The 25,972-nt window shown below is 48.1% G+C and carries 25 protein-coding genes; 10 read left to right on the top strand and 15 right to left on the bottom strand.

Features of this window, described 5'->3' with window-relative positions; genetic code table 11:
- Positions 1-16: 16 nt before the first annotated feature.
- The gene (locus AC56AD_RS06195) at positions 17-481 is read right to left on the bottom strand and encodes an SRPBCC family protein (protein WP_012507993.1); all 465 of its coding nucleotides are present in this window, start codon (positions 479-481) and stop codon (positions 17-19) included.
- A 201-nt stretch (positions 482-682) separates the two neighbouring features.
- Between AC56AD_RS06195 and AC56AD_RS06190 the strand changes: the two genes are divergently transcribed.
- Complete coding sequence (locus tag AC56AD_RS06190) at positions 683-1,576, top strand: tetratricopeptide repeat protein (protein WP_012507992.1); 894 nt, start codon at positions 683-685, stop codon at positions 1,574-1,576.
- A 172-nt stretch (positions 1,577-1,748) separates the two neighbouring features.
- Positions 1,749-2,162, top strand: a complete 414-nt coding sequence (locus AC56AD_RS06185) for an NUDIX hydrolase (RefSeq protein WP_041526456.1) — start codon at positions 1,749-1,751, stop codon at positions 2,160-2,162.
- Here the strand turns inward: AC56AD_RS06185 and AC56AD_RS06180 are convergent.
- Both AC56AD_RS06180 and AC56AD_RS06175 read right to left on the bottom strand, forming a co-directional pair.
- Positions 2,159-2,857: a PDDEXK nuclease domain-containing protein gene (locus AC56AD_RS06180; RefSeq protein ID WP_012507990.1), complete on the bottom strand. Its 699-nt coding sequence runs from the start codon at positions 2,855-2,857 to the stop codon at positions 2,159-2,161. The genes AC56AD_RS06185 and AC56AD_RS06180 overlap by 4 nt on opposite strands.
- 47 nt (positions 2,858-2,904) lie before the next feature.
- Positions 2,905-3,141, bottom strand: coding sequence for a toxin-antitoxin system HicB family antitoxin (locus tag AC56AD_RS06175; protein ID WP_012507989.1), 237 nt, complete (start codon positions 3,139-3,141; stop codon positions 2,905-2,907).
- 321 nt (positions 3,142-3,462) lie between these two features.
- Between AC56AD_RS06175 and AC56AD_RS06170 the strand changes: the two genes are divergently transcribed.
- Together AC56AD_RS06170 and AC56AD_RS06165 are read left to right on the top strand one after the other, a co-directional pair.
- On the top strand, positions 3,463-4,014 hold the full coding sequence (locus AC56AD_RS06170) for a Panacea domain-containing protein (protein WP_012507988.1): 552 nt from the start codon (positions 3,463-3,465) through the stop codon (positions 4,012-4,014).
- On the top strand, positions 4,011-4,469 hold the full coding sequence (locus AC56AD_RS06165; protein ID WP_012507987.1) for a hypothetical protein: 459 nt from the start codon (positions 4,011-4,013) through the stop codon (positions 4,467-4,469). Before AC56AD_RS06170 ends, AC56AD_RS06165 begins: the two co-directional genes overlap by 4 nt.
- A gap of 8 nt (positions 4,470-4,477) precedes the next feature.
- Here the strand turns inward: AC56AD_RS06165 and AC56AD_RS06160 are convergent, their stop codons facing one another.
- The 7 genes from AC56AD_RS06160 to AC56AD_RS06130 form a co-directional block, all read right to left on the bottom strand.
- Positions 4,478-5,473: a toll/interleukin-1 receptor domain-containing protein gene (locus AC56AD_RS06160; RefSeq protein ID WP_012507986.1), complete on the bottom strand. Its 996-nt coding sequence runs from the start codon at positions 5,471-5,473 to the stop codon at positions 4,478-4,480.
- A gap of 65 nt (positions 5,474-5,538) precedes the next feature.
- Positions 5,539-6,288 (bottom strand): hypothetical protein, encoded by a 750-nt coding sequence (locus tag AC56AD_RS06155; protein WP_012507985.1) that lies wholly within the window; start codon positions 6,286-6,288, stop codon positions 5,539-5,541.
- Between the two features lie 115 nt (positions 6,289-6,403).
- On the bottom strand, positions 6,404-6,592 hold the full coding sequence (locus AC56AD_RS06150) for a hypothetical protein (RefSeq protein ID WP_150085613.1): 189 nt from the start codon (positions 6,590-6,592) through the stop codon (positions 6,404-6,406).
- A gap of 97 nt (positions 6,593-6,689) precedes the next feature.
- On the bottom strand, positions 6,690-8,015 hold the full coding sequence (locus tag AC56AD_RS06145; RefSeq protein ID WP_012507984.1) for a toll/interleukin-1 receptor domain-containing protein: 1,326 nt from the start codon (positions 8,013-8,015) through the stop codon (positions 6,690-6,692).
- 311 nt (positions 8,016-8,326) lie between these two features.
- Positions 8,327-9,565, bottom strand: a complete 1,239-nt coding sequence (locus AC56AD_RS06140; RefSeq protein WP_012507983.1) for a restriction endonuclease subunit S — start codon at positions 9,563-9,565, stop codon at positions 8,327-8,329.
- The gene (locus AC56AD_RS06135) at positions 9,558-11,192 is read right to left on the bottom strand and encodes an HsdM family class I SAM-dependent methyltransferase (RefSeq protein WP_012507982.1); all 1,635 of its coding nucleotides are present in this window, start codon (positions 11,190-11,192) and stop codon (positions 9,558-9,560) included. The genes AC56AD_RS06140 and AC56AD_RS06135 overlap by 8 nt, the downstream gene beginning before the upstream one ends.
- Positions 11,186-14,314 (bottom strand): type I restriction endonuclease subunit R, encoded by a 3,129-nt coding sequence (locus AC56AD_RS06130; protein ID WP_012507981.1) that lies wholly within the window; start codon positions 14,312-14,314, stop codon positions 11,186-11,188. Before AC56AD_RS06130 ends, AC56AD_RS06135 begins: the two co-directional genes overlap by 7 nt.
- Positions 14,315-14,562: 248 nt before the next feature.
- On the opposite strand from AC56AD_RS06130, the gene AC56AD_RS06125 reads away from it, so the two are divergent.
- The 6 genes from AC56AD_RS06125 to AC56AD_RS06100 all read left to right on the top strand — a co-directional run bounded on the left by AC56AD_RS06125 (position 14,563) and on the right by AC56AD_RS06100 (position 21,224).
- Entirely contained in the window at positions 14,563-15,453 is an 891-nt protein-coding gene (locus AC56AD_RS06125) for a cobalamin-binding protein (RefSeq protein ID WP_041526455.1), read from the top strand.
- A gap of 79 nt (positions 15,454-15,532) precedes the next feature.
- Positions 15,533-16,804 carry an MFS transporter gene (locus AC56AD_RS06120; protein WP_012507979.1) on the top strand — a complete coding sequence of 424 codons (1,272 nt, stop codon included), beginning with the start codon at positions 15,533-15,535 and terminating at the stop codon, positions 16,802-16,804.
- 42 nt (positions 16,805-16,846) lie between these two features.
- Complete coding sequence (locus AC56AD_RS06115) at positions 16,847-17,881, top strand: Gfo/Idh/MocA family protein (protein ID WP_012507978.1); 1,035 nt, start codon at positions 16,847-16,849, stop codon at positions 17,879-17,881.
- Between the two features lie 25 nt (positions 17,882-17,906).
- A complete protein-coding gene (locus AC56AD_RS06110) occupies positions 17,907-19,346 on the top strand; it encodes a CCA tRNA nucleotidyltransferase (protein ID WP_012507977.1) in 1,440 nt (479 codons plus the stop codon).
- Positions 19,347-19,434: 88 nt separating this feature from the next.
- Positions 19,435-20,739 (top strand): adenylosuccinate lyase, encoded by a 1,305-nt coding sequence (purB, locus tag AC56AD_RS06105; protein WP_012507976.1) that lies wholly within the window; start codon positions 19,435-19,437, stop codon positions 20,737-20,739.
- A gap of 11 nt (positions 20,740-20,750) precedes the next feature.
- Positions 20,751-21,224 carry a DoxX family membrane protein gene (locus AC56AD_RS06100; protein WP_012507975.1) on the top strand — a complete coding sequence of 158 codons (474 nt, stop codon included), beginning with the start codon at positions 20,751-20,753 and terminating at the stop codon, positions 21,222-21,224.
- On the opposite strand, the gene aroQ is transcribed toward AC56AD_RS06100, so the two are convergent.
- From aroQ to AC56AD_RS06075, 5 genes are read right to left on the bottom strand one after another with little or no spacing between them, the layout of a single operon-like run.
- A complete protein-coding gene (gene aroQ, locus AC56AD_RS06095) occupies positions 21,207-21,659 on the bottom strand; it encodes a type II 3-dehydroquinate dehydratase (RefSeq protein ID WP_317623610.1) in 453 nt (150 codons plus the stop codon). The two genes, AC56AD_RS06100 and aroQ, sit on opposite strands and share 18 nt — an antisense overlap.
- Before the next feature lie 60 nt (positions 21,660-21,719).
- The gene (gene hslU / locus AC56AD_RS06090) at positions 21,720-23,210 is read right to left on the bottom strand and encodes an ATP-dependent protease ATPase subunit HslU (RefSeq protein WP_012507973.1); all 1,491 of its coding nucleotides are present in this window, start codon (positions 23,208-23,210) and stop codon (positions 21,720-21,722) included.
- A 59-nt stretch (positions 23,211-23,269) separates the two neighbouring features.
- A complete protein-coding gene (gene hslV / locus AC56AD_RS06085) occupies positions 23,270-23,818 on the bottom strand; it encodes an ATP-dependent protease subunit HslV (RefSeq protein WP_012507972.1) in 549 nt (182 codons plus the stop codon).
- 3 nt (positions 23,819-23,821) lie between these two features.
- A complete protein-coding gene (gene rpoN, locus AC56AD_RS06080; RefSeq protein ID WP_012507971.1) occupies positions 23,822-25,270 on the bottom strand; it encodes an RNA polymerase factor sigma-54 in 1,449 nt (482 codons plus the stop codon).
- Positions 25,263-25,841: a DUF3109 family protein gene (locus AC56AD_RS06075; RefSeq protein WP_012507970.1), complete on the bottom strand. Its 579-nt coding sequence runs from the start codon at positions 25,839-25,841 to the stop codon at positions 25,263-25,265. The genes rpoN and AC56AD_RS06075 overlap by 8 nt, the downstream gene beginning before the upstream one ends.
- Positions 25,842-25,972: the final 131 nt, after the last annotated feature.

Raw genomic sequence — 25,972 nt, 5'->3', positions numbered from 1 at the left:
CCCTTTTGAAAAGGGTTCACATGCGGCCTAAAATCTCTTCAATCCTCTTTTTACGGTAAGCAAAAACCTCCTCAAGCCGTCGACTCACAATCAGGGTATTGACAATATCGCCAAAAAAGTCCATCGGCATGACATAGTCAACTCTGTCGGTCATTTCAACACCACCCGGTATTGCACGAAACTGATGGAGGTGATGCCAGCTCTCATAAGGCCCCGATTTCTGGCGATCCTCAAACAGAAACGGTCTCTCAACCCTGGTAATCTCGGTTTCCCACCGTACCGGAAGCATCATGAAAGGATAGAGCGTATAACTGATCAGCATTCCTTCATAAAGCGGCTGCATTCCGTCGCCATGGGTTATCCTGACCATCATTTCCGGAGGTGTTATCCGGGCAAGGCTGGCCGGAGAAGCAAAAAAATTCCATACAGCATCAAGATCGAGAGGAATTTGCTGAACATAAGTAACAGTATGCAATGTCATAAAATTAAAAAACCGGTTCTTCAGCCTGCAACCACTTTTTTTCAACGCTCCGGCAAATTCCTTGCCACAGACTCTTTTAAGTTCCTTTTAATCATCAAGTAATGCTCCCTAAAGATGTGATTGATTAATGTAACAAGAGTGGATGAATTGCCATCTGCCATTTAAATAACAGGTCAATAATTATAAACAGTGAGGAAACCGATGCAAAATCGTTTACGTTTTTTTTATATCGCTATAATCGCGTTTCTGTTTACAGGTAATGTTGCTTATGCACATAACGAAGAGGCTCAACGTCTTTTGTCGAGTGGCGAAGCATACTGCAAGTCAGGCAAGAATACGGAAGCTATAGCAGAACTGACAAAGGCCATTGAGCTTGAACCAAAACTTTCACCAGCAGACCTTTCAACAGCGTACTACAACCGGGCAGTTGCAAGGCGTACCATTGGAGACAGCCTGGGCTCCAAAGCTGATTTCGAGAAGGTTGTTGATCTTGATCCAACTCCGAGAGATGCTGCAGCTTACCATAATCGCGGGATTGCCAAATCGACTCTGGGAGACAAAGAGGGGGCTCTGGTTGACATGAAAAAAGCAGCACTCCTTGGTAATATCCCTGCCCGTGAGTGGCTGAAAAATAATGGAGAGAAAAATCCACTCTATACAGCCCTTGACGATGCACAAAACCTGTTGTCAAGCGGCAAGGCAAAGCTTGCATCAGGAGATCACAAGGGAGCGATTGTCGACTTCACCAAGGCAATCGAACTTGATCCGAAACTTGCTGCGGCATACTTTAATCGTGGGATTGCAAAAAGTTTGACGGGAGAGAACAAGAGTTCAAGAGAGGACTTTGCAAAGAGCATCAAGCTTGATCGTACTCCGAAAGATGCAGAAGCTTACTGTAATCGCGGGATTGCCAAATCCGCCATCAACGACAAGAAAGGGGCTTTGACTGACTTTAATAAAGCCATTGATCTTGATCCGAAGTATCGTGAAGCTTATTCCCGTCGCGGAAAACTGAAAAACGAGATGGGAGACAAAGCGGGTTCTCTGGCTGACGTTAAAACAGCAACAGAACTGAGCGCTATAGCACACCCTTGATTATAGCAGGATAGACCAGAAGAGGAGAATGATAAAAGCCCGGATGTATGCCGGGTTTTTATCTGTTGTCGTGGAGATTGAGCAGTTCCCGTGCGCGGCATCAATTTTCTTTTTCCGTAGATTAGCCTTGATACAACGAACTTGTCCTGCTTTTCACAACCTGATTTATCGTATGGCTAAAGCAACCGTTGCCGCCATCATCACTCCCGATGATGATAAACGCGATACCATCCTGCTGACGAAGAGGAGTGTTCCTCCCTTTAAGGGGCAGTGGTGCCTGCCGGGAGGGCACATTGATGAGTATGAAACGGCTGAAGAGGCCGTTGTCCGGGAAGTTGAGGAAGAGACCGGCCTCCTCTTCTCCGACCCGGTTTTTCTTCATTTTTTCAATGAAGTGTTTCCGGAGCATCACTTTCATGCGGTAGCACTCGCATTCTCCGGCAGAGGAATTGGTTCGATAGAGCTGAAGCCCGACGAAGTAGAGGAGATAGCATGGTTTCCACTCGATGAAGCGCTCACGCTTCCGCTTGCCTTCAATCATCTGCAGATCATACGTACCTATTATTCTAAAATACTTTGCGGTTAATTTGCTCCAAATCTGTTCAAAAATCCAAAAATTTCCTGATTTCGGGCTTGATTAAAGGCGCCGCCCATTTCGGAGAGAAAACGGCGAAGGTTCTGCACCAATGCTTGTTCCAGTTCCCGCTCAGAGTGTTCATCAGCCAGCTCCAGAAAGTCGAAAGTGTAGGTATCCTTGACCGCAAGCACAGCCTGAGCTTGCAGTTCAGGAGAGAGTGTTTTATCAAAATTGGTCTGGTTGAGCAGGTATTTTTCGTAGCTTTTGTTGTCAACCTGGTGCTGAAGTACCGCCTTTGTCCAGCCAAACCTGGCCGTCGCCCGAAGATAGAATTCTCGTTCAAGCTCATCTTTGCATCGGGTGAAAATAACAAGGTTTTTAGCCCAACTGATTTCTGCAACCAGCGGTTGCAGTTTTGAATGCTCTGCATAGGCAAGATAGAAATCCCTCATATTCCACAAATTGCGCGCAGAAAATCCGTTTCTGCCGGGAAATTCTGCCTGCAGATCACGGGCAAGCGTCTCCACTACCGCTTTTCCCCAGCCAAGTTTCTGTTGTTTCCTCTCAATGGACTCACCAATTTCCCAATAAAGCGCGACCAGCTCCGTATTCACTGCCCGGAAAGCCTGATACTGCCGCTGGTGAATACGAGACTTGATATCGATAAGAAATTCTGCGTATTCGGTTGTTCTGACCTCACTCATAGCAGCTCCCTGATCGAATAAAAGAAAGGGTAGAAAAAATAACCTCTTTACAATGTATCACAGGCTTCTGGTTCCACATCAGGAACTTTGCTCAAAATTTCAAGAAATGTTTCACGGCTGCCGCGATTTGCCCGCTTTTCCAAATATTCAAATGCTGAAAGAGCCGCAACTTTTTCAGCCGCAGCAAGCATAATAAACTGATTGACGGAAATCCCTTCTTCTTGGGCTACTTCACGAAGTTGCTCGTGTAATGATTTGGGTAAACGTAAACTTAGCACGCTCATTGTTTCACCTCACCTATAATTTGCAAAAACTTCAAGCACAAGTTCATCTCCCTTTGATAATCAAGGTTCTTCCCGGTAGCGTTGAATGACATCTTCGTACTCAAGAACTGACAAAACCCGGTAAAAAGTATATATATTGCACTAAATCGTATGATTTTACATCTTTTTTACTATCGAACACGAACCAAAAGTCCTGACAAAAGTGCAGAAAAATGAAGAATATTGGTGTTTTTTGGTGAGGAATCGGAAGTGAAAATGGTTGTTGAACGGTATACCGTTAAAAAAATATGCGGAAATGCATAATTTTTATAAATTGAGGCCATGAACTCACCAGCCGAAAAAATTGCCATTACCGTTAATACCTTATTGTATATCATCCAGAAGTCAGGCGGCATCTGTGATTTTCATAAGGTATTTAAAATTCTTTACTTCGCGGATCAGAAACATCTGTCGAGGTATGGGTCTGCTATTACTGATGATACCTATATTGCCATGGCCAATGGCCCGGTACCGTCAATGGCTTACGATATTTTAAAATCGTTACGGGGCGAGGGTCTTTTTACTTCACAAAAAGAGCAATTTACTCCATATTTTGAACTACAAATCAATAAACACACTGTAAAGGCAAAAAAGAGCCCTGATCTTGATTATTTGTCCGAGTCTGAGATGCGATGCATTGACGAATCCATCGAAGAGAATTACCATCTCAAGTTTTCAGATTTAACAGAGAAATCCCATGATACGGCATGGCAAAAAGCGGTATTTAATAGTGAAATAGATCTCCTTGATGTTGCAAAGTGTGGCGGTGCCGGGAATGACATGATTGAGTATATCAAAGAGAGCTGTGAGAACCGTTTAGCTGTATTTGAATGAGTTTAGGTGAATTTTTCCCGGAAGTCTTTAAGGCTGATTACGCCAGAAGGAACCTGGAAGTTGGGAGTGTTCTTAAGCTCTACGTCACGGATACCAAACCACCAAAAGAAAAACGATTTATCATTGTAGGAAAGAATATTGACGGGCTCTGTCTGGCAACCGTATACATCAATTCAGAGATCAATGAGAACATCAATTACTCCCCCGAACTCAAAGAGCTTCATCTCCCTTTTCAGGCAGCAGGCAGAACATATCTTGATCATGACTCTTTTGTTGACTGCTCAGAATTTGTGATTAGAGAGCAAAAAGAAATAGAACTCGCAATAAAAAACAGGCCCGGAGTTGTGATTGGAACGTTATGCGACACGGATTTGACTGCTGTGAGAAACAAACTCATTAACTCACCAAAAATCAAACGAAAAGATAAAAAGAGGTTTGGGTTCTATCCGGAATAGTTGGACGTTCAGGCTTTTCCTTCAATATCCCTCTCTGCCTGGAATGAGTTCAACAGCTTTCCGAATTCTCTTGTATAGGCTTCGTTATCTTTTTCCCAACCGACAAATGACGGGATGTAGTACAATCTGATCTCTTCTGCTAAATCCCTGCCCTTGCTGTCAGGGAACTCCCACTCTTGAATCTTGCCAAACTCAATCAAACTGATGGGGAAAAGCACTTGCTTTCCTTCTCTGTCCTCGCGTTTTTTGGCCTTTGTAATCTCCTGTTTTACCCATTCACTGTTTATGCTGCTTTCGGAGAGGATCAACAGCAGCTTTTCATGTTGTCGTATGGCTTCACCGATTTGAACATGTATTTTTTTGCCTCCTTTCATGTCATGCGGAGCGTACCAACACCGTACTCCTTTGGCTTGCAGATCAGCATAGAGACGATCTGCAAACGCTTTATCCGCAGTACTATGGCTGATAAAGCAAGAGTAGAATTCAATAGCTTTGCTGGTGAAGGAGTGCGCATATTCAATGAAGGTATCAGGTAATCCACAGCCTTTCAAGAATATCTCTGGGATATTCCCTTTTGACTTGTAGAGTGTATCAATGCCTATTGTTGAAGGGCCTCTATGTTGAACAGTATCAAGTCCTATGACAGAACTGAGATCTATATTAGCAAAAACTGTAAAGGCAATATATACCCCGCTTAGGTTTGCTCCTCTGAGATCCGCCCAACTGAGTGTTGCTCCATTGAGGTCCGCATCGCTGAGGTTTGCTCCGCTTAGGTTTGCCCCTTTGAGGTTTGCATGAATGAGATGTGCACCGAGAAGGTTTACCCCGCTTAGGTTTGCCCCAAAAAGGTTAATCCCGTTCAGATTTGCCCCGCTGAGGTCTGCATCACTGAGGTTTGCTCCGCTGAGGTCTGCCCCGTGGAGATCTATTTTAACATCGGGATTTGCCTGACGAGCTTCGTTCCATTTTTCTACTGATCTGAGAAGCAGTTCAACGGTTAGCATGGGTTTTTTATTGGGTTAGTATATTTGAATGAGTTTCATGCCGATACAGCAGATAAACCAATAATTTATTCACTTTTATACTCGAAGTATTCGTCGGCCATTTCCTCAACAGAGAAGAACGCCCTTATTAATAGGACAGCTTCATCCAAGGGTAGCGCTGCATCAACGCGAAAGTATTTCTCTTTGTGGGCGCATTTATGCTTTTTATTATTCCACAGGAAAGACTCAATATCAGATTCGCAAGAGAAGCTCATGAGTGCGCCATCAAGGTGAACAACTTGTGTTGCATCATCAGTGAGGATTGCATGTACATAATCAACATATACATCCTTGCCGATCCACTGCCAAGCATCCAGTTGGAGCTCAGCTCCAGTTTGGCCTTGTTGACGACTCAAGCGAACGACCAGTGTTGAGTAGTATGCATCTATATTTTGTTTTGGTATTTGGAAGGTCGAAATGTGTACTCCTTCTCGAAGCACAATGTCAAGTGCTTTTCGAAAGGGCACGCCGTATACCGGTGCTTTTGACACTGTAGGTCGGCCAGATTGCACCCGAATAGCCGAATATTTCCAAAGGTCAGGCGAATTTAGAAGAAGCTTAGCAGGACCACGAGCTCGACCGTGCGGATGTATTTCTATAGATGAATCAACACGAAGCGTTAAACTGCCGTCATCCCCAACAATCAATGCATGGATGGGAACCAGACCATCTTCGGTGGAAAGTTCTGGCAGGAGTTCTGTAAAACGATTCGTTTGACGCTCCTGTTCAACGCACCATGCTTTTAGTTCATCTATGTTTTGAAAATTTGTAAACATATCAAGTCTCTCCCTAATCAGTAACTGATCTCTGTTGTGAAGTTTTCGGCATCCGGTATCTTTGGTATTGTTTATTCCTTCATCTCTTCAGGGTACCTTCGCTCTGATAGGTAACTCAAGAAGCATCCGTATGCTTTACACCACCGTGACTTGGCCGTTCATCAACATGGGATGGAGCCGGTCGCGGAACTGCGTGAGGTGCTGTTGTCCCACACGGAGCGTCAGGTTCTTCGTCTGGAGGCAGACTCAACAGTATCACCTCTTCCATTATCAGGTAGATCATTTTGTCCTGTGGTTCATTCATGGCTTTGCAAGTGTCTGCATCTGTCAATAAAATGCGCTTCAGCTCTGATTTTATGGGTTCGCGTCCTTCGCATCTATAATGATTATTTTATGGAAGTTCAGGCTTTTCCGTCAGTGACCTTCTCTGCCTGGAATGAGTTCAACAGCTTTCCGAATTCTTTTGTATAGGCTGCGTTGTCTTTTTCCCACCCTATAAATGACGGGATATAGTACAACCTGATTTCTTCTGCTAAATCCCTTCCTTTGCTGTCAGGGAACTCCCATTCTTCAATCTTGCCAAACTCAATCAAACTGATGGGGAAAAGCACTCGCTTTCCTTCTGTATCCTCACGTTTTTTTGCTTTTATAATCTCCTGCTTTACCCAGTCACTGTTTATGCTGCTTTCGGAGAGAATCAACAGCAGCTTTTCATGTTGTCGTATGGCTTCACCAATTTGATCGTGTATTTTTTTGCCTCCCTTCATGTCATGCGGAGCGTACCAACACCGAACACCTTTGGCTTGCAGGTCAGCATAGAGACGATCTGCAAATGCTTTATCCGCAGTGCTATGGCTGATAAAGCAGGAGTAGAATTCAATAGCTTTGCTGGTGAGGGAGTGCGCGTATTCAATGAAGGTATCTGGTACACCACAGCCTTTCAGAAATACCTCGGGTATATTCCCTTTTGATATGCAGAGAGTATCAATCCCTACGGTAGATGGACCCACATGGTGAACAGTGTCAAGACCTTTGACGTTGCTAAGGTCTACATTTACAAAAATTGTATGCCAGATGATTACCCCGTGCATGTCTGCCTTGCTAAGATTTGCCTCAATAAGGGTTGCTCTATTGAGCTTTGCGCCGCATAGATTTGCCCCGCTGAGATCTGACCTGTAGAGCTTTGCCTGACCGAGGAATGCCATAGTAAGGTCTGCCCCTGCAAGCTGTACTTCATCGAGGGTTGCTCCGCTGAAACTTGCCCTTGTGAAGTCCCCCCCAATGAGATTTGCCCTTGTGAGGTCTGCCGAGTTAAGGCATGCCTCAGTGAGGTTTGCCCCAGTAAGGGTTGCATTGGTGAGAATTGCGCATATAAGCTGTGCCCCGCTGAGATCTGCCCCGCTGAGATTGGCATCCCATAGGGTTGCACCGCTGAGGTTTGCTTTACTCAGATTTGTCTTGATAAGGTTTGCTTTACCGAAGTTTGCATTATAGAGATGCGCCCCGTTAAGGTCTGCCCTATTGAGGTCTGCCATGTTGAGCTGTGCCCCGCTGAGGTCTGCCCCTCTGAGGTTTGCCCCAACCAGGTCTGTACGACTGAGGTCTGCCTTGTTAAGCTGTGCCCCGCTGAGATCCGCCCCTTTGAGATTGGGCCTGCCCTTTTGATGTGCCTTTCGAGCTGCGTTCCATTCTGTTACTGATCCGAGAAGTAGTTCAACGGTTAGCATGGCTTTCTTTGTTTGGTTGTGGTACGCTCAGATTCTTGTCTCTGTCAGGTTTCGCTATGTCTTCGTTTCGGGTTTTAAGACTCTTTTTCAATGTCCGCTGTTGAGGATTAACGGACATTGAATTTACTCAAGGTTGTGCGCTTGATCCAGTCTGCTTTTCCTGACCTGGCTGTTCGGTTATCTTGTTGAGGAAGTCCTGAAGGTCGGCCTTCTTCGTGTACCATCTGCGAATAATCTTTTGGGGTGCTTCAGATTGTGGATTTCACAACATCCGTAGTGGACTATATTTACCGGTTCGTGTGCAGAGCTCTCTACACCACCGTGGCCTGGCCGTTCATCAGTATGGGCAGGAGCCAGTCGCGGAGCTGTGTGAGTTCCCTGTTTTGCTGGTGGTAATTCTTCATCTGCAAAAACAATGGGGCTGCGAGCCTTGTATATGCCTCTATTGTTGATTTGTCAGGAACCGCCAAGAGTGACTCATCAAGTACCCCTTTGTTAATGTGTGGCTGCTGCGCCCCGGTTCTCAGCACCATTAATCGCGGTATTTCGCGAACAAGGTAAGGGTAGATAAAGCAGTGTTTGAACATGCTGGTTTCGACAATGCCAACGACCGACTGATTCGTTGCGGCTTCAATTCCGAGTATGGATGCTCTAAGGTGTCGAACTATTGAGAGAATCACAGTACCCTGCGGGAGAAGTTTTGCAGGTGAGTTCTGCAACCCCAAGTATGAAATTCGTTCGTCAGGATCTACGACGAATGTGCCTGGATTCTCAGCAGAACTCAACCAATTAACTTCACACGGGGTCCAATATTCATCTTTATCTCTCGATGGAGTGCCGCCGAGATGCGTCGTGAACGTTTCACCAATTGTCGAGTAATGCCACCCGGCAGGGATTTGACGTTTCAGTGTGGGGTTGTAGACCATTTTGCCGCCGGAGGATTTGTAGGGGTGGCCGTTGTGGTCGGGAAAGTTGAACTGCACGAACCAGTAGTCGTAGAGGGTTTTGGCCATCGCCTCAAGTTCGGCGTTGATGCGGTTGTTGCATTCGATTTTGGCATCAAGGGCGGAGAGAACCTTTGCCCGGGCATTATAGTCACAAGGAAGATTTATGTACAGGTTTTCGACAGCTTCTTTTGTGAGCGCGTTTCGAGTCCCACCGACTCGACAAATCTGGAGAAGATGCGGTTTTAAGTAGTGTAAATAGTAGTTTACATACGGGGCACTTTTTCGGTCTTTGCATCTTATTATAGAGACATGCTGACTTACACGAGCAGGTAATATCGTAGTTGGAACAATGCAAGACCTTGCGATAGAATCTCCAGTGATATTGAGCAAAATATCATCGTTTTCTACTGTTACTCCTTTGAGTTTTTCTGCCTGCTGATCATTGATGAAAACCAAGCCTTTTTCAGAAAAACTCATATCAAGAATATTCTGACTTCGTACAAATGCAACACCCTGTTCAGAATAAACGTTATTCCCACCTCTGGGTGTTGCGCCACTGCCAATTTTGGATGTGATACTCCTCAGTTTCACAAACTTACTCATACCGCACCCCCTCCAACTGTTTCCTTATCTCCCGATCCAGCTCACCAGACTCCTTGAACAGTCTGTCCAGATTATCGGTAAACCCTTGCATCTTCATGCTGAACTCTTTCGGTGTCAGATCCGTATACTCGATCCGCACATCGAAGTACTGCCCGGCACTGAGCGAATAGTTCTTGGCGGCGATTTCGTCATAGTTGACCACAACGGAGAAATCTTCCTCAGCCTCTTTGGAGTTGAAGGTGGTGATGATCCAGTCTTCTTCGTCTTCGGAGAGCACGGTCTTCTGGTTCTTGCCCTCCTTGACTTTGGTGCCGAGGCTGGATGCGTCGATCAGCACCACATCATCCTTGTTGCCGTCATCAATGAAGAGTATGGAGACGTTGGTGCCAGTGGTGGCGAAGATGTTGCTCGGCATGGAGACTACCCCGGCCAGCATTTTGCCGTCAACCAGCCGCTCGCGGATTTTTCGGTCGATACCTGATTGGGCGGTGATAAAGCCGGTAGGGACGACTACCGCAGCCTTGCCTCCGGGTTTGAGCGAATAGATGATGTGTTGCAAAAAGAGCTGGTAGATGGCCATCTTGTCCGTTGCCTGTTTGGGGACATTCGGTATCCCGGCAAAGAAGCGTTCGTGTTGCTCCCTGGTGTCGAGCTCGTTTCGGAAATCACTGAAATCCATCTTGAAGGGTGGATTGGAGACGATATAGTCGAACTTTTTGAGCGCCTTGCCCTCTTTGTGGTAGGGGTGAAGCAGGGTGTTGCCCTGAATGATGTTGGGGATGGAGTGAACGAGGTTGTTCAAAATCAGGTTCAGGCGCAGCAAGCTTGAGGATTTCTGTGAAATGTCCTGTGAATAGATGGTGCAGCGCTGTTCGCCGATGGCGTGGGCGAGGTTCATAAGCAGGGTGCCCGAACCGGATGAGGGATCGTAGCAACTGGCGTTGGTTACTTTGCCCCGCTGTACTTCTGGCACCAGAATGGAGGCCATGATTTTAGCTACGGCATGAGGGGTATAGTACTCGGCGTACTTGCCGCCGCTGTCCTTGTTGTAATCCTTGATCAGGTACTCGAAAAGAGAGGCGTAGAAGTCGTACTTTTGGGTGAAGATGCGCTCGAAGCTGAAATCCACCAGGGTGTTGATGATGGCACGGCAAAAATCGTCGCGTTTGGATTCATCGGTGATGTATTCACTCAGCCGGTCAAAGAGGGTAACCTTGGCCCCACCATCGGTTTTGACGGCAAAGATATCGTTGTTGGTGATGGCGATGTCGCGCAGGGTATCGTCGAAGAGCTTGGCAAATTGTGGAGCGTTCTGATTCCTGAACAGATGGGCGATGAAATGATCCGGTTTCAGGCGAGCGGTATCGGGGCCCATCTGGAGTTGCAGCATTTCGAGTTCATCGGCAGTGAGCAGAGTTAAGGCCTGCTCCCAGCTTTCGCTTCCGGAAAGGCGGGAGTCGATTCTTTTGGCTTCAAAGGCGAATTTGTCGTTCAAAAATTTGTAGAGAAAAACCTGGGTGATGATCTTGAACTCGTTGCCATCGTTACCGAGGCCATACGATGCACAGATACTCTTGAGGTTGTCGATGAGTTGCCGGGTTCTTTTTTCGAAATCCTGTGTTACCACGCACTTGCTCCTTTTCTGTTGCCTGAGATAAATTCATTCATGTATTCGGTCACTACCAGCCGGTTGATTGTTCGGGAGACGTCCGGGTTGAGTTTTATTTTACGGCGGGCCTGAAATTCGCCAATGACCATCGGCATCATCATCCCCTCAAAGTAGCTTTCGTTTGCCAAAAGCTGGGTGTTCTGCAGCACCTGATCGTCGGCCTGCTGTTTGACGCCGGTTAATGCGTCGAAGATGCGACGCTCCGATGCGGTTAGCAAACCTCGCTCCAGCAGCCGTTTGTGAATGCGGGTATATTTCGGGTCGCCGTGATACTTTGCCCTGAGCTGGTTGTTCTTACGGTTCAGCTCCTTGACCTGCTCGTAGATCTGGTTGAGCGCACCGATATTGGCGTTCATCTCCTCCTGCGTCACCTCGTTGAGTTTCTTCTTTTTGAAGAGCCGCTCCAGCTCCTCCTTCAGGGTGATGAACCTGGGGTCTTGCTGGTCGAAGTTATCGATGAGGGCTTCGCGAGTCTTACGCAGGGTATTTTTCAGCTTGTCGGCCAACACCAGCTCCTCTTCCCGCACCTTGGTGAACATAAAGAGCACATCTTCCAGAGCGATATTGAGCAGATTGGTGGTATCGGCGTTTGATTCGATGCTCTCCTTCAGGTTCAACAGGTCGAGGTGGTTGCATGTTTCGCGGTAGAGCTGGTTGAGTTTCTGGAAATCGAGCTGCTGCAACAAACTGTAGTCGCCCTGCATCCGGATCAAATTATAGAGGCTGCGGGCATCGGCCAACGCTTTTTTGAGCGCCTGCAAGGTGGCACGATCCTGAATCTGGCTGATTTGCTGCGAGAAGTGCTCGGCGTTTTGAATGTCAAAGCGAAAGAGAATATCCTTGATCGCTTCGATCTCCCGGGTTATCTCTTCGGGGGACTTGAAAAGATTGGAATAGTGCTCAAGTTCGTCGCCAAGTTCGGCCTGCAGCTCTTCGAAATAGGCTTTATTGGTGGCATCGAACTCTTTACGGATATCGGCGAAATCAACCACATAACCGTAACGAAAATCGTTGTAAGTGCGATTGACCCGGGTGAGGGCCTGAAGCAGGTTATGTTTGCGGATTACCCGGCCCACATAGAGCTTTTTCAGCCTTTTGGCGTCAAAACCGGTGAGGAGCATGTTGTAGACCAGCAAGAGGTCGATCTTGCCGGCTTTGAACTCCTCCACCGATCTCTTGCGATCCTCCTTGCTGCCTTCATCATGCAGAATCAGGGCGCAGCGTTTCACCTTGTTTGCCTCGCTCTGCTGGTTTGCGTAAAAGAGCGTGGGGACAGCAACCATTGGCAGCTCTTCAAGCGAGTCTTCATCTTCAGTGGTGACTTTTTTGACGCTATTGGAAGCCTTACGGGAGTGGAAGATTTTGAACATTTCCCGGGCCTGTTTGGAACTGTCGCAGATGACCAATCCGCCGATGGTGGAGTCGTTCAGGGCGCCACGGCTATGCTCGAAATCGTCAAGGATGTAAGCGAGCATCGGTTCAACAAAACGGGGATGGGCGTAGAGTTCCTCTTTTTCGATATCCCCCTGCTGGAGTTCCACCGCTGCAAGGGCCGCCTGCAGTGAGAGTTTATAACTTGTGGCAATTTCCTCGCGGATCAGGCGCAGGGTATATCCATCGGCAATGGAGGCGTTATAGTAGTATTTGTGAATGTAGTCGCCGAAGAGTGCACGGGAGTTGTAGTCCTCCCCCAGAAGCGGTGTGCCGGTGAGACCAATCTTGATAGCATTCTGGTCTGACTGGCTGAGGTTGGCAAGAAAGCTGCCTGTCGGGTTATAGCTGCGGTGAACTTCGTCAAGAAAATAGATTCTCTGGATCGTGACATCGTAATCCTCGGCACGAACCACATCGGGATCATCCTCGAACTTCTGGATATTGACAACGGTAATCTCCGGCCTGCCGGAGTGATTGTGGAGTGCATTGTTGGCTTTGATATCGCGGGCAAAGTCCTCGCGAGTGCCGATGGTATGCACCGTCAGGCCGCGACTGGAAAACTCCCGTTGCGCCTGTATGAGCAGATCGAGACGATCAACAATGAAGTAGAACTTTGGAATGATGCCGCTACGTTGGAAATAGTCGGTCAAAAAGTGGACGTTGTAATAGGCCAGCGCGGTTTTTCCACTGCCCTGGGTATGCCAGATAATCCCTTTGCGAATGCCGGAGTCCAGCTTTTTTTCAATTGCTTTGGTGGCAAAGAGCTGCGGGTAACGCATCACGTGCTTCTGCTGGCCATCGGATTCGTTGACAAAGGCCAGTGCATATTGCAGAAGAAATGAGAGGCGTTCGCGGCTAAAGAGAGAGGTACAGAGGCGGTTGGTCGGCGTGCCGGGCGACTTGTTGCTGAGAAACTCCGGGCTGTGCTTGATGACGTTCAGATTGTTGTCGTGCAATACCTCGTTTTCGATCCTGTCATTCTCGTCGGCAAGAAGTTCGGAGAGGTTCAGCTCTTCTTCTTCACGAAAGTAGTTGAAAACAGGTGCGTCGTAGGATGGAGTGGCGTAGAAGGCTCCCTCAATGGGCTGCGGAGAACCATCTTCATACTCCATGTTGTTGGAGAACACCATCAGTTGTGTGATGTTGACAAAACGGTGGAAGCGGGAATTCCGGCAACGGGTGATGATACGGTTGCGCTCGGCCAGAATCCCTTCTCGATTGTTTGGCTTCTTGACTTCAATGAAGATCAGGGGCATACCGTTGACCAGCAGGGTGATATCAGGCCGAAATTCGTCATCACCGTTTTTGTAGGTCAGTTCAGTGACAACATGGAAGCTGTTGTTAGGGTTGTTAGGGAAATCGGTAAAGTCAATCAGCCGAATTCCGGAGCGTTCCGTGAGCCGTTCATAAAATGCCTTGCCGAGATCCTCATTGTCGAGCAAGAGCCGGACATCGGCCAGCAAGCGTTTGATGTCGTCGGCCTCAATACCGGGGTTGATCCGGACGATGGCGGCAGAGAAGAGTTCAGGGAAGATGTTGCTCTCTTTATCCCATTTGGCACTCCTGAGGGAGAGGTATTGGTAGCCAAGCCTGACCAGATGCAGAATGCAGGGTATTTTGACTCGTGAATCTTCACTGAAAATCATAGAGAGTACAATTTCTGGTCAACTGATGACGGTTAGCGTATGGCGGCGATACAATGCTTTGAGCTGCTTTTATTATACGTGCGTTTTCGGATTCAAAGGATTGAAATGTTGCTTTGCTTCATGGTGGTTTTTGGTAATTTTGTTCTTGCCATGATTTTATTTTACTATTGCCTGATAAGCATGAACAGGAATTTAACAGAATGTACCGGAAAGCCCTCGATATGAAAACCTGTAGATCATTCAACACTATGCGAAACAGCTTCCGCGCTAAAACCACCCTCTCTGTTTTTTGTTTGCTCTTCCTGCTTCTGGCCTCAGGATGTGCAAACAAACAGCATGAAAACAAATCGCCAACGGGCAAACCCCGAATCATCAGCCTTGCTCCAAGCCTGACGGAGATGATTTTTGCTATTGGCGCTGGCGATCAACTGGTGGGCAGAACCAGCGCCTGCGACTGGCCTGTTGCAGCATTACAGGTGCCTGTAGTGGGGGCTTTTGGACGCCCTTCGCTTGAGCTGCTTGCTTCGATCCATCCCGATCTGGTGGTTGATGTTGATCTGGCCGATGAGGAGATGGGGAAAAAAATATCGGCGCTTGGTATTCAGAGAGAGAATATCGCATGCAAAAGCCCGGATGATATTCCTGCCTCCCTCAGAAAACTGGGAAAATTGACCGGTCATACCAGAGAGGCCGACAGTCTGGCCCTCTCTATCAGCGAGGGTCTTGCGATGTTTAAAACAAAGGCAGAAAAGAGAGCCAAGAAAAAGAGTGTCTATCTTGAAATCTGGGATGATCCTTTCTGGACAGGCGGAAAAGGAAGTTATACCTCTGCACTTATTGCCTATGCCGGTGGCAGGAATATCGGAGATGTTGTGGATAAAGAGTATTTCGAAATATCGCAGGAGTGGGTAATCAAGAAGAGCCCGGAGGTGATTGCCTGCATGTACATGTCGAAAAATGTCTCTGCTGCCAGCAAGCTCATGGAGCGTCCCGGTTGGGGCTCTGTTGCTGCCGTACAACAGCGTCAGGTTTATGACCAGTTCGATAACAGCCTCTTTCTTCGCCCTGGCCCGAGGGTTCTTGAAGGGATAGCACAGTTACATCGAACGATTTATCCTGTTGAGAGAGCTGCTCCCTGATTTTTTGGCGCTCCCTGTCAGAGAATCGACGTTAATTTTTTTATCTTTGGGCCTTTGGCAGAACAAAACGAAATCATGCATGAAGCGCGCTCCCTTGGTCATTGTCCTCCTGACGGTTTTACTTGACCTTATCGGGTTCGGTATTGTGCTTCCACTGCTGCCGACCTATGCCAAGGATCTCGGTGCAAATCCTGCCATGATCGGGTTGATTGCTGCAATTTTCTCCATCATGCAGTTTATTTTTTCCCCTCTCTGGGGCAAGCTGAGCGACAAAATCGGTCGGCGACCGGTCATGTTGATCAGTATTTTTGTCACCGCTGTATCCTATCTTGTTTTATCACAGGCCAGCACCATTCCCCTCCTTATTTTTGCCCGTGGACTCTCGGGTATTGGGTCGGCCAATATTGCCACAGCTCAGGCCTATATCACTGATGTCACCGACAGTAAAAATCGTTCGGGAGCGATGGGCATGATCGGAGCCGCTTTCGGAATAGGCTTTATTATTGGCCCGCTGATTGGAGGTGTGCTCAAGCACTATTACGGTATTCCGATGGTCGGATATGTCTCTGCGGCACTGATCTCTCTCGACTTTATCCTTGCTATCTTTTTGCTTCCCGAGTCAAACAGGAATGCTCAGAAGATGGTGTTCGGCTTTCTGAAAAAGCGAACATCCGAGAGCGCACCCCGTCGATCGGTCTCTCTCTTTCTTGGTGAAAAAGCCACTGAGTATGTTGATGGACTGAAACTGACTTTCAGTTCACGCCCCCTTGCCCTGCTGATGATTGCAAACTACATCTATACCTTTGCCATTGTGAATATGCAGGTTGCATCCATTTTGCTCTGGAAGGAGTATTTCAGAGCTACTGACGAGCAGATCGGTTATATCTTTGCCTATGTCGGAGTGTGGTCTGTCATTGTGCAGGGTGGTCTTATCAGAAAGCTTATCAAGAAGCTGGGTGAGCACAAGCTTTTTCTCTGGGGCCATTTTTTCACCTTTATTGGTGTCTTTTTTGTACCGTTCGCACCTCAGAGTTCGCTCTTTTCAATCGGGCTGGTTATCCTCTTCTTTTTTGCTATCGGCACCAGTCTGGTTGCGCCTATCAACCTTTCCATGATTTCGCTCTACAGCTATAAACAGCAGCAGGGACAGATTCTTGGTCTTTCACAGTCAGTCAACTCTTTTGCCCGCATTATGGGGCCTTTCAGCGGCAGTATCCTTTATGGCATGAACTTTCATGCGCCCTATATTGTCGCCGGAATTCTGACTCTCGCTGGGGCAATCATTGCACTCAGCCTCTTCAAGTACAAAATTGAAGCCCTTGACCCTTCAACTGAAGCTAACAATGGCTGAAAGAGCTTATCCGGATATGTTATCAATGCAGGAGTACCTATTATGAAAATTGGCGTTATCGGAGTGGGCAAGCTGGGAGAGTTTCACACAAAGCTCCTCACGGAAATTGCACAGGAGCGGCCTGATGTCCATTGTGCAGGGCTCTTTGATCTCGACAGTAACCGGGCTGAAGAGATGGCCCGGAAATATGGTGTTACGCGTTTCAGCTCGCTTGAGCTTCTGGCTAACGCTTGTGATGCTGCCGTTATTGCAACCACCACAAGCTCCCACTATGAAATAGCCCGAACCCTGCTTGGCGAGAGGCTGCACCTGTTTATTGAAAAGCCCATAACGACGACAATTGAAGAGGCTGACGAACTGATTCGGCTTGAAGCAGAAAACGGGGTACGTATCCAGGTTGGTCATATTGAGCGCTTCAACCCGGCGCTGCGGGCGGTGGAATCCTCTATCGGGCGTCCCATCTATATCCAGGCTGAACGGCTGAGCGGGTTTTCGCGAAGGGTGACGGATGTTTCTGTGGTTCTTGACCTGATGATTCACGATATTGATCTGGTTCTCTCTCTTATACCTTCCGAGATCAAGCATATCGCCGCTTCGGGGGTGAAGGTCTTCTCCAATGAACTCGACATGGCAACGGCCAGAATTGATTTTGTCAACGGTGCAGCAGCAAATGTTACCGCAAGCAGACTCAGCCGCAACAGAATGCGCAAGCTCCGTTTTTTTTGCAATGACCCGAAAAGTTACGCCTCACTGGATCTGACGACCGGGAAATCGGAGGTATTCAGGCTGGTGAAACAGAGTGAGGCCTCCTCCAAAAACCCGCTCAAATCCTTTGCTGCGCGTAAAATACTTGAACAGTTCGGTGAAATTCAGGAGACCATGCAGGGGATGGTTCTGGACTATATCCACCCGGAAATTCCGAAAATAAATGCGTTGCGTGACGAACTTGAATATTTTATCAATACCGTCAGAAACAACACGCCAGCTCCGGTCAGCTCCTCTGACGGACGCCGGGCGATTATGGTTGCAGGCAAAATCGCTGACGAAATTGCCGCCAATGCAGCCTTACTTGAATAACTGACCCGTGCAAGGCAAACAGGCAATGACCACAGATTCACAAGCTCTCTTACCTGAGATACTCTATCGTATCGGCGACATGGCCGATGAAAACGGCATCGGCTGTTACCTTGTCGGCGGCTATGTTCGCGACATGATTATGCAGAGAGCCTGTACCGATATCGATATCATGGTGACCGGCGATCCTCTCCCTTTTGCAAAAGCGGTACGCGACAAGCTGAATGGCCGGAATTTTATCCTTTTTGAACGGTTCCGCACCGCTCAACTTGAGCTCTCCGACCCGATACAGGGTTCCTTCAAGGTTGAACTTGTCGGGGCTCGCAAAGAGTCCTATAATAACGACTCCAGAAAACCGGTGACGCTTATCGGAACACTTGACGACGATCTTTCACGACGGGATTTCACCATCAATGCTCTTGCCCTTGTACTGAACAGCAAAGAACGGAACCAGATCATCGACCGTTTTAACGGGGTTGCCGATATCGAGGCCCGCATTCTGAAAACACCGCTTGATCCTCTGCAGACCTTCTCCGATGACCCGCTGCGGATGATGCGGGCTGCCCGGTTTTCGGCTCAGCTTGATTTCAGACTGCTCCCTGATGTTGTTGAGGCTATGAAGGCTATGCATGAAAGAATCAGGATTGTTTCGATTGAGAGGGTTAGTCAGGAGTTTTTCAAAATCATGCTCTCCCCCCGCCCGTCAAGGGGACTCATTATCCTCTATGAAACCGGCCTGTTGCAGGAAATTTTACCGGAAGTTGCCTCTATGGCGGGTATTGAACAGGTTGATGGATTGGGGCACAAGGATACCCTTTTTCACACCTTCCAGGTTATCGACAATGTTGCTGCACATTCCGGCAATCTCTGGCTCAGAGTTGCTGCGCTTCTGCACGATATTGCCAAACCGGCGACAAAACGGTTCGCTAAACATGTTGGCTGGACATTCCATGGTCACGATGCCATAGGCCCGAAGATTGTGGCAAAAATATTCCGCCAGATGCGCTGGCCACTCGATCCGCTCGACTATGTCCAGAAGATGGTACGCCTCCATCATCGCCCGATTCCCCTGTCGAAAGAGGAGATTACCGATTCGGCCATTCGACGGCTGATGTTTGATGCGGGAGAGGATCTTCAGGATCTGATGCACCTCTGCCGGGCTGACGTCACCAGTAAAAATCCGAGAAAGGTGTCACGCATCATGAGCAACTTCAACCATGTTGAGGAAAAGATCTCTGAAGTTGGAGAAAAAGACCAGCTTGCCAAATGGCGCCCTCCGATAAGCGGTGAAGATATTATGGCAACGCTCGGGCTGACGGAAGGGAAAATGGTGGGGATGATCAAGAAAAGGATGGAAAATGCGGTCATTGACGGCCTGATTGCCTACGACCGCAATACCGCTCTTGATTATATACGAGTGATTTACCATGAATTGAGAGGAGAGACAAACGGGGGCGATAAACAATAAGAGGCCTTTTGCCGGAAGTGTGGCTTTTCAGGGCTTCGGTCACTATATTGCATCCATTTACGACAACATACTAAACTGAATCCAACAAGTGATACCACGTTATTCACCCAAAGACATTGCTGCCATCTGGACAGAAGAGGCAAAATTCCAACGCTGGCTCCAACTTGAAATTGCCGCTGTTGAAGCTCGCATGGAGGCGGGTTTGGTACCTGCAGAGGCGCTTGTGACCATCAAACAAAAAGCAGCCTTCAATGTTGCCGAAATTCTTGAGATCGAAAAAGAGACGAAACACGATGTCATTGCCTTTCTGACCAACGTAGCCAATAATGTCGGCCCCGATTCCCGTTACATTCATGAAGGGCTCACCTCTTCGGATGTGGGCGATACCAGCCTGGCCATGCAGATGCGTGATGCCGGAAAAATTCTTGTTGCCGATATTGAGCAACTTGTGACGGTTCTTGCCAAAAGGGCTGTTGAGTTTAAATACACCCTTGAAATGGGCAGAACCCATGGCATTCATGCCGAGCCGACCACCTTCGGTCTGAAACTGCTCTTGTGGCACCAGGAGATGCTCAGAAACCTCGAACGGATGAAAAAGGCCGTAACAACCATCTCCGTCGGTAAAATTTCAGGAGCGGTGGGCACCTATCAGCACCTTTCTCCCGATATTGAAGCCGCAGTATGCCGGAAACTGGATCTCGTACCCTCCTCGATATCGACACAGATTCTCCAGCGCGACCGACACGCTGAATTTGCCACAACACTTGCTATCATCGCCTCCTCTATCGAGAAATTCTCGGTTGAACTGCGCCATCTGCAGCGTACTGAAGTGCGTGAAGCGGAAGAGTTTTTCAGCGAGGGACAGAAAGGCAGCTCCGCCATGCCCCACAAACGTAACCCGATCACCTTTGAAAGGCTTACCGGACTTGCCCGCGTAGTTCGCTCGAACTCCCTGGCTGCCATGGAAAACGTGGCACTCTGGCATGAGCGCGATATTTCCCACTCATCGGTTGAGCGCATCATCATGCCCGACTCGACCACAGCGCTCTGCTACATGCTGCGCACCTTCAGCGAAGCCCTTGATACCCTGCTTGTTTACCCTGAGAGAATGGAGGAGAATTTTAACTCTTCATATGGACTCACCACCTCGCAGACCATCCTGCTCGCTCTTACAGCAAAAGGGCTGACCCGTGAAATCGCCTATAAACTGGTACAGCGAAACGCTATGAAGAGCTGGTCGACCAAGGTGCACCTGCGCGACCTGCTTTTGAAAGATGAGGAGTTACTGAAACAGATCACTCCGGCAGAAATTACCGAACTCTTCAGCTCCGAAAACATTTTGAAAAAGCTGAAAAGCAGTGTCGATATCATCTTTGAGCGCAACGGACTTTAACCATACATGAGATGAAACAGAATCCATTCAGAACGGTCGGGATTACCCTTTTTCTTGCTGGACGTTATCTCTTTGCCATCTTTTTTCTGTATGGGTTCTGGCATAAACTGGTTAAGGGGTGGTTATGGAGCGACAAGATGCATAACTTTTTTGTAGAGCGCCTCACCGCTCCCCCGCAACTGAACAACTTTCAGGCGCTCTACCTTGAACAGTTTGCCATTCCTGCTGCCATGCCAATCGCATGGATTGTCACCATAGGGGAGCTGATCATAGGAGTGTGCCTTGTTTTGGGGATTTCCGTCCGGGCAAATGCGGCTTTTGCGCTCTTCCTGGTGCTGAACTTCGCGGCAGGAGGGTTCTACAACCTCACTCTCCCACCCTTCATGATTTTTTCGGTGCTGATGATGATTTTCCCGTCAGGCCAATGGTTTGGACTCGACAAAACACTCCACCGTAAGTACCCGGATTCAATCTGGTTCAAGTGAGGTCATGCCGAGGAGAGCCCTGACACCAAGATGGTAGCTGTTTGCCCCGAAGCCGCTGATAACGCCAGCACAAACCTCGGAAATCACTGATTTGCGGCGAAACTCTTCACGGGCATAGATGTTGGAGAGGTGCACCTCAACAACAGGGATGGTTATGGCACTGATGGCATCACGCAGGGCGATAGAGTAGTGGGTCAGCGCTCCGGCATTGAGCACAACGCCCCGGTAACCACCCTTATCCTCACAGTTGAAGAGTTTTTCAAGCAGCGCTCCCTCTGATTCCGTCTGGAAGAAGTCAAAAGAGAGTTCCGGAAAACTTGCAGCCAGCTCACGATTGATATCGTCGAGTGTCTGACGACCGTAAACCTCCGGCTCTCGTTTTCCAAGCCGGGAGAGGTTCGGTCCATTGAGAACAAGTATCGTCATGGCGCTCATCATGATTGTTGCGGCCAGCCCTCTCTCCGGACTGGCTCAGTCAAGGTTTACAAAAAGCAGTTAGAGGATATACTGGCTCAGATCCCTGTCGGCAACCACATGGTTGAGTTTTTCCTTCACCATGGTTTCATCAATTTCCACCCGTTCATCGGAAAAATTCTCCGGGATATTGAACATCAGCTCTTCAAGAAGATTGGTCATAATCGTATGCAGGCGCCTTGCTCCGATATTTTCAACACTCTCATTGACTCTGGCCGCAATTCTGGCAATCTCCCGAATAGCGCCATCGCTGAAGGTCAGGTCAACCCCTTCGGTAGCAAGGAGAGCTGAGTACTGCTTGATAAGGGCGTTCTCAGGCTGCGTGAGAATGAGATAGAAGTCCTCTTCCGTGAGGCTTTTCAGCTCTACCCGGATCGGAAAGCGGCCCTGCAACTCGGGAATCAGATCGGAGGGCTTGGCAACATGGAATGCGCCGGAGGCAATAAAGAGTACGTGGTCAGTCTTGACCATGCCATGTTTGGTCGCAACATTGGAGCCCTCGACAATGGGCAGAAGATCACGCTGCACACCCTCCCTGCTGACATCAGGCCCTTTACTGCCCGACCCTGACGATGGGGTGGCTATTTTGTCGATTTCATCAATGAAGACAATTCCGGATTGTTCAACCTTGTTGATAGCCTCCTTGACAACACTGTCCATATCGATAAGCTTCTGTACCTCCTCCTGCTCAAGAATCTTGCGGGCTTCGGCAATCGAAACCCTTCTTTTCTTGCGTTTACGGGGCAGTCCGCTCATGAGATCCTGCATGATTCCGCCGATCTCTTCCATCTGGCCGAGGGGTCCAAAAACCTGCATCATCCCGCCAGGAGCATCACCGGTGATATCCATTTCAATCTGGCGATCTTCGAGCTTTCCGTTGCGGAGACGTTCAAGCATTTTGCGGCGGCTTCGCCGATTGACCTCAAGTGACTTGTCGTGCTCATCGGCGGCTGGTGACTCAGTCACTCCTTCCTCAGCCGAGCTCTCATCATCACTCTCCGCATTGCGTGAAGAGGCAACAGGAGGAAGGAGAATATCAAGCAGACGCTCTTCAACAAGCAGGACAGCCTTTTCACGAACCTCTTCCGAGCGTTCGCTTCTCACCATAGCTACCGATTGATCAACAAGGTCGCGGATCATTGACTCTACATCACGACCGACATAACCCACTTCAGTAAATTTCGAGGCCTCTACCTTGACAAAGGGAGCTCTTGCGAGTTTGGCAAGCCTGCGGGCAATTTCGGTTTTTCCAACACCCGTCGGGCCAATCATGATAATGTTGTTGGGCATGATCTCATCACGAAGATCATCGCTCACATGCTGACGACGAAGCCTGTTGCGGAGGGCTATGGCTACCGATTTTTTCGCATCTTTCTGTCCGATGATATATTTGTCAAGAAGCGAAACAATCTGGTTTGGCGTCAGATTACTTGCTGCAATAGAACTGCTCTTCCCTCTGTTTGCTTCAGATAATGCCAAAACAGATCCCTCACTGTTCGTAGTCGTTTCCATGCAATAAAATGTAGATTACAAAAAAAGCTTTGGGCCGGCAGCCCTGATAACACAGGGGCTCAGACCTCTTCGACAATAATATGATCGTTCGTATAAATACAGATATCAGCCGCTATCTTCAAACTTTCCAGGACGATCTCTTTGGCTGGAAGGCTTGAGTGTTTCATGAGCGAGCGTGCAGCAGCAAGGGCATACATACTGCCGCTTCCAATGGCTACAATACCATCTTCCGGCTCTATCACATCCCCGGTTCCGGAGATAATCAGCGCCTTGTCGTGACTGACAATTGCCAGCATGGCCTCAAGACGCCGGAGGTACTTGTCTGTTCTCCAGTCTCGGGCAAGTTCAACTGCCGCACGGTCAAGCTTTCCATTATAGGCCTCAAGCTTTTCTTCAAAACGGTCAAGCAAGGTCACGGCATCCGCCGTCGCTCCCGCAAAACCGGCAACAAGCTTTCCGTGATAGAGTCTCCTGATTTTCCGCGTCGAGTGTTTGATGACCGTATTTCCAAGCGTCATCTGTCCATCGCTTCCGAGCGCAGCCTTGCCGTCCCTTATTACACCGATAACCGTCGTTGAACGGATCACTGGCCTTTGGTTATTCTTCATCTATCAAAATATTTTTTTTCTTAATCTTGCAACTGGAATCTGCATTTGTTCCCGATATTTTGCAACCGTTCTTCTTGCAATATGTATTCCACATTTCATAAGCATCTCCGTTATACTCTCATCACTCAGGGGATTTGCGGAATCCTCCCCGCTGATCATATCAGCAATTTGCTGACGAATAACCTTGCTTGACAGATCTTCACCCTCCCCGGTCGAAAGTCCTGTGCTGAAAAAATATTTCAGCTCAAAAACGCCAAAGCGGGTCTGTACATATTTTCCATTGACGGCCCGACTGATCGTCGATATATCAAGATCGGTATCGGCAGCAATAGTTTTCATGCCAAGTGGCACCACACGTTCGGGGCCAAAAACAAAAAAGCCATATTGCCGTTTCATCAACGCTTCAATCACCTTCAGCAGCGTCTGGCGCCTGGTCTCAATGGCGCTTGTAAACTCATTGGCCCGCAGAATATTTTTCCGTATAAACTGCTTTTCTTCTTTTGGAGCTTTCCTGTTTTTCAGAAGTTCCTGATAACGGTCGGTAACCTTGACAGAAAGTGCGCTTCTGTCATTGAGCACTGCAATCAATGCACCATTCTCATAGCTCACAAGAAAGTCCGGCGTAATATATCCACCCTCATCCTGAAAAATGCCGGGATGAGGATCAAGCCGGATGATGGCCGAAACAGCCGCTTCAACGCCCTCTTTTGTCTCAGCAAGTTTTTTCAGCAACAGTTCAAAGCGCCTGTGCAGAAAATCATCAAAATGATCACGAAGAATCCGTGTCGCAACCTCATACGTCTTTGATGGATAACGCTCCGAACCGGCCTGCAGTTGAACAAGAAACCGCTCACGCAAATCTTTGACGGCAATACCAGGAGGATCAAGAAAATGAATTTTGCGCACAACTTCCTCGACTTCCCTCTGGCTGATATCAAGGCCATCAAAGTGCAGACTGTCAACAATCACTCCATAGTCCTCGCCAAAATAACCGTCGCCGTCAAGATTACCAAGAATCTCGGCCGCAATCCTTGCCTCCCGCTCCCCGACCTCTTCATGTAATGTTAACTGCCGGAGCAGGGTATCATGGAAACTGTCATGCTGAACGGCCTGAAAGAACCTCTCCTTTGAGCCGCCTTCATAGGTGAAGTTGAGCCTTCCTTCAGAATCTTCGACAGAAAATGGCGCATCGGAGCGCTCCTTGAGTGCACTTTTACTGAAGCGTTCAACCGCATCGAACATATCGTCACCATTCGACCCGTCACTGCCTGCAACGACTTCACCGACACTCTCCTTACTTTCTTCAACTACTTCAAGTAACGGATTTTCCTGTAACTCCTCATAAATACGCTGTTCAAGGTTGAGCATCGGAAGCTGAAGGAGCTGACTGCTTAAAATCTGCTGTGCAGAGAGCTGTAATGATTGTCTTTGTTGAAGCCGGATATCAGCCATGACGCAGAGTGGAAGAATCGACAAATGCTTTCAGGCTCACGATCCAGTCTCTACCATACAATGATTCAAGAGCAAGCTGAACATAATCAATAAGTTGTTCGTTGGACTCACTACCCGCTTTCCGGGCGGAGCGACACATGGAGTGCTGCTCATAGACAAGATAGTCCAAACCAAACTTTTTTCTTACCCTTATCGGAAACAATCGACAGGATAACGGTTTGTCAAAGCCGATAATGCCTTCTCGAAATGCGTTTTCAATGGCGCAAAAGGTTATCCCGTCACGCACAAAGGCAAAAACGCATTCACGATTATCAATGGTGCGGCTGTAGTGCCTTCCCTGATAGAGTTCAACCGGACCATGCCTTCGGATATACTTTACACTTTTTTCAGGGAGCATCCGCAGCAACTCTTCCGGTGATTGGCGCAACTGGATTGCTTCGGCCTCGGATAACGGGGCGCCAAGTTCCCCCTCTACACAACACTTGCCCTTGCACTCCTGAAGATCGCATGAAAAAAAAGCCTTCAAAACATCCTTGTCAACAAGAACATCACCTATAGAAACCAGCGACATAACGAACCATCCTCATGATAATTTGACAACAGTACAACACTTCTGTTCATAAAAAAAACGACACTTCTGCCTCTGACAAGCAACTCATTGCTTTTCATATTTGCTGCTTCGATGAATTTTTCATAGCTATA

This window comes from Pelodictyon clathratiforme, from assembly GCF_982375515.1.
Note: the sequence above shows the minus strand (reverse complement) of the source record. Positions and strands in the feature narration are given on the sequence as shown.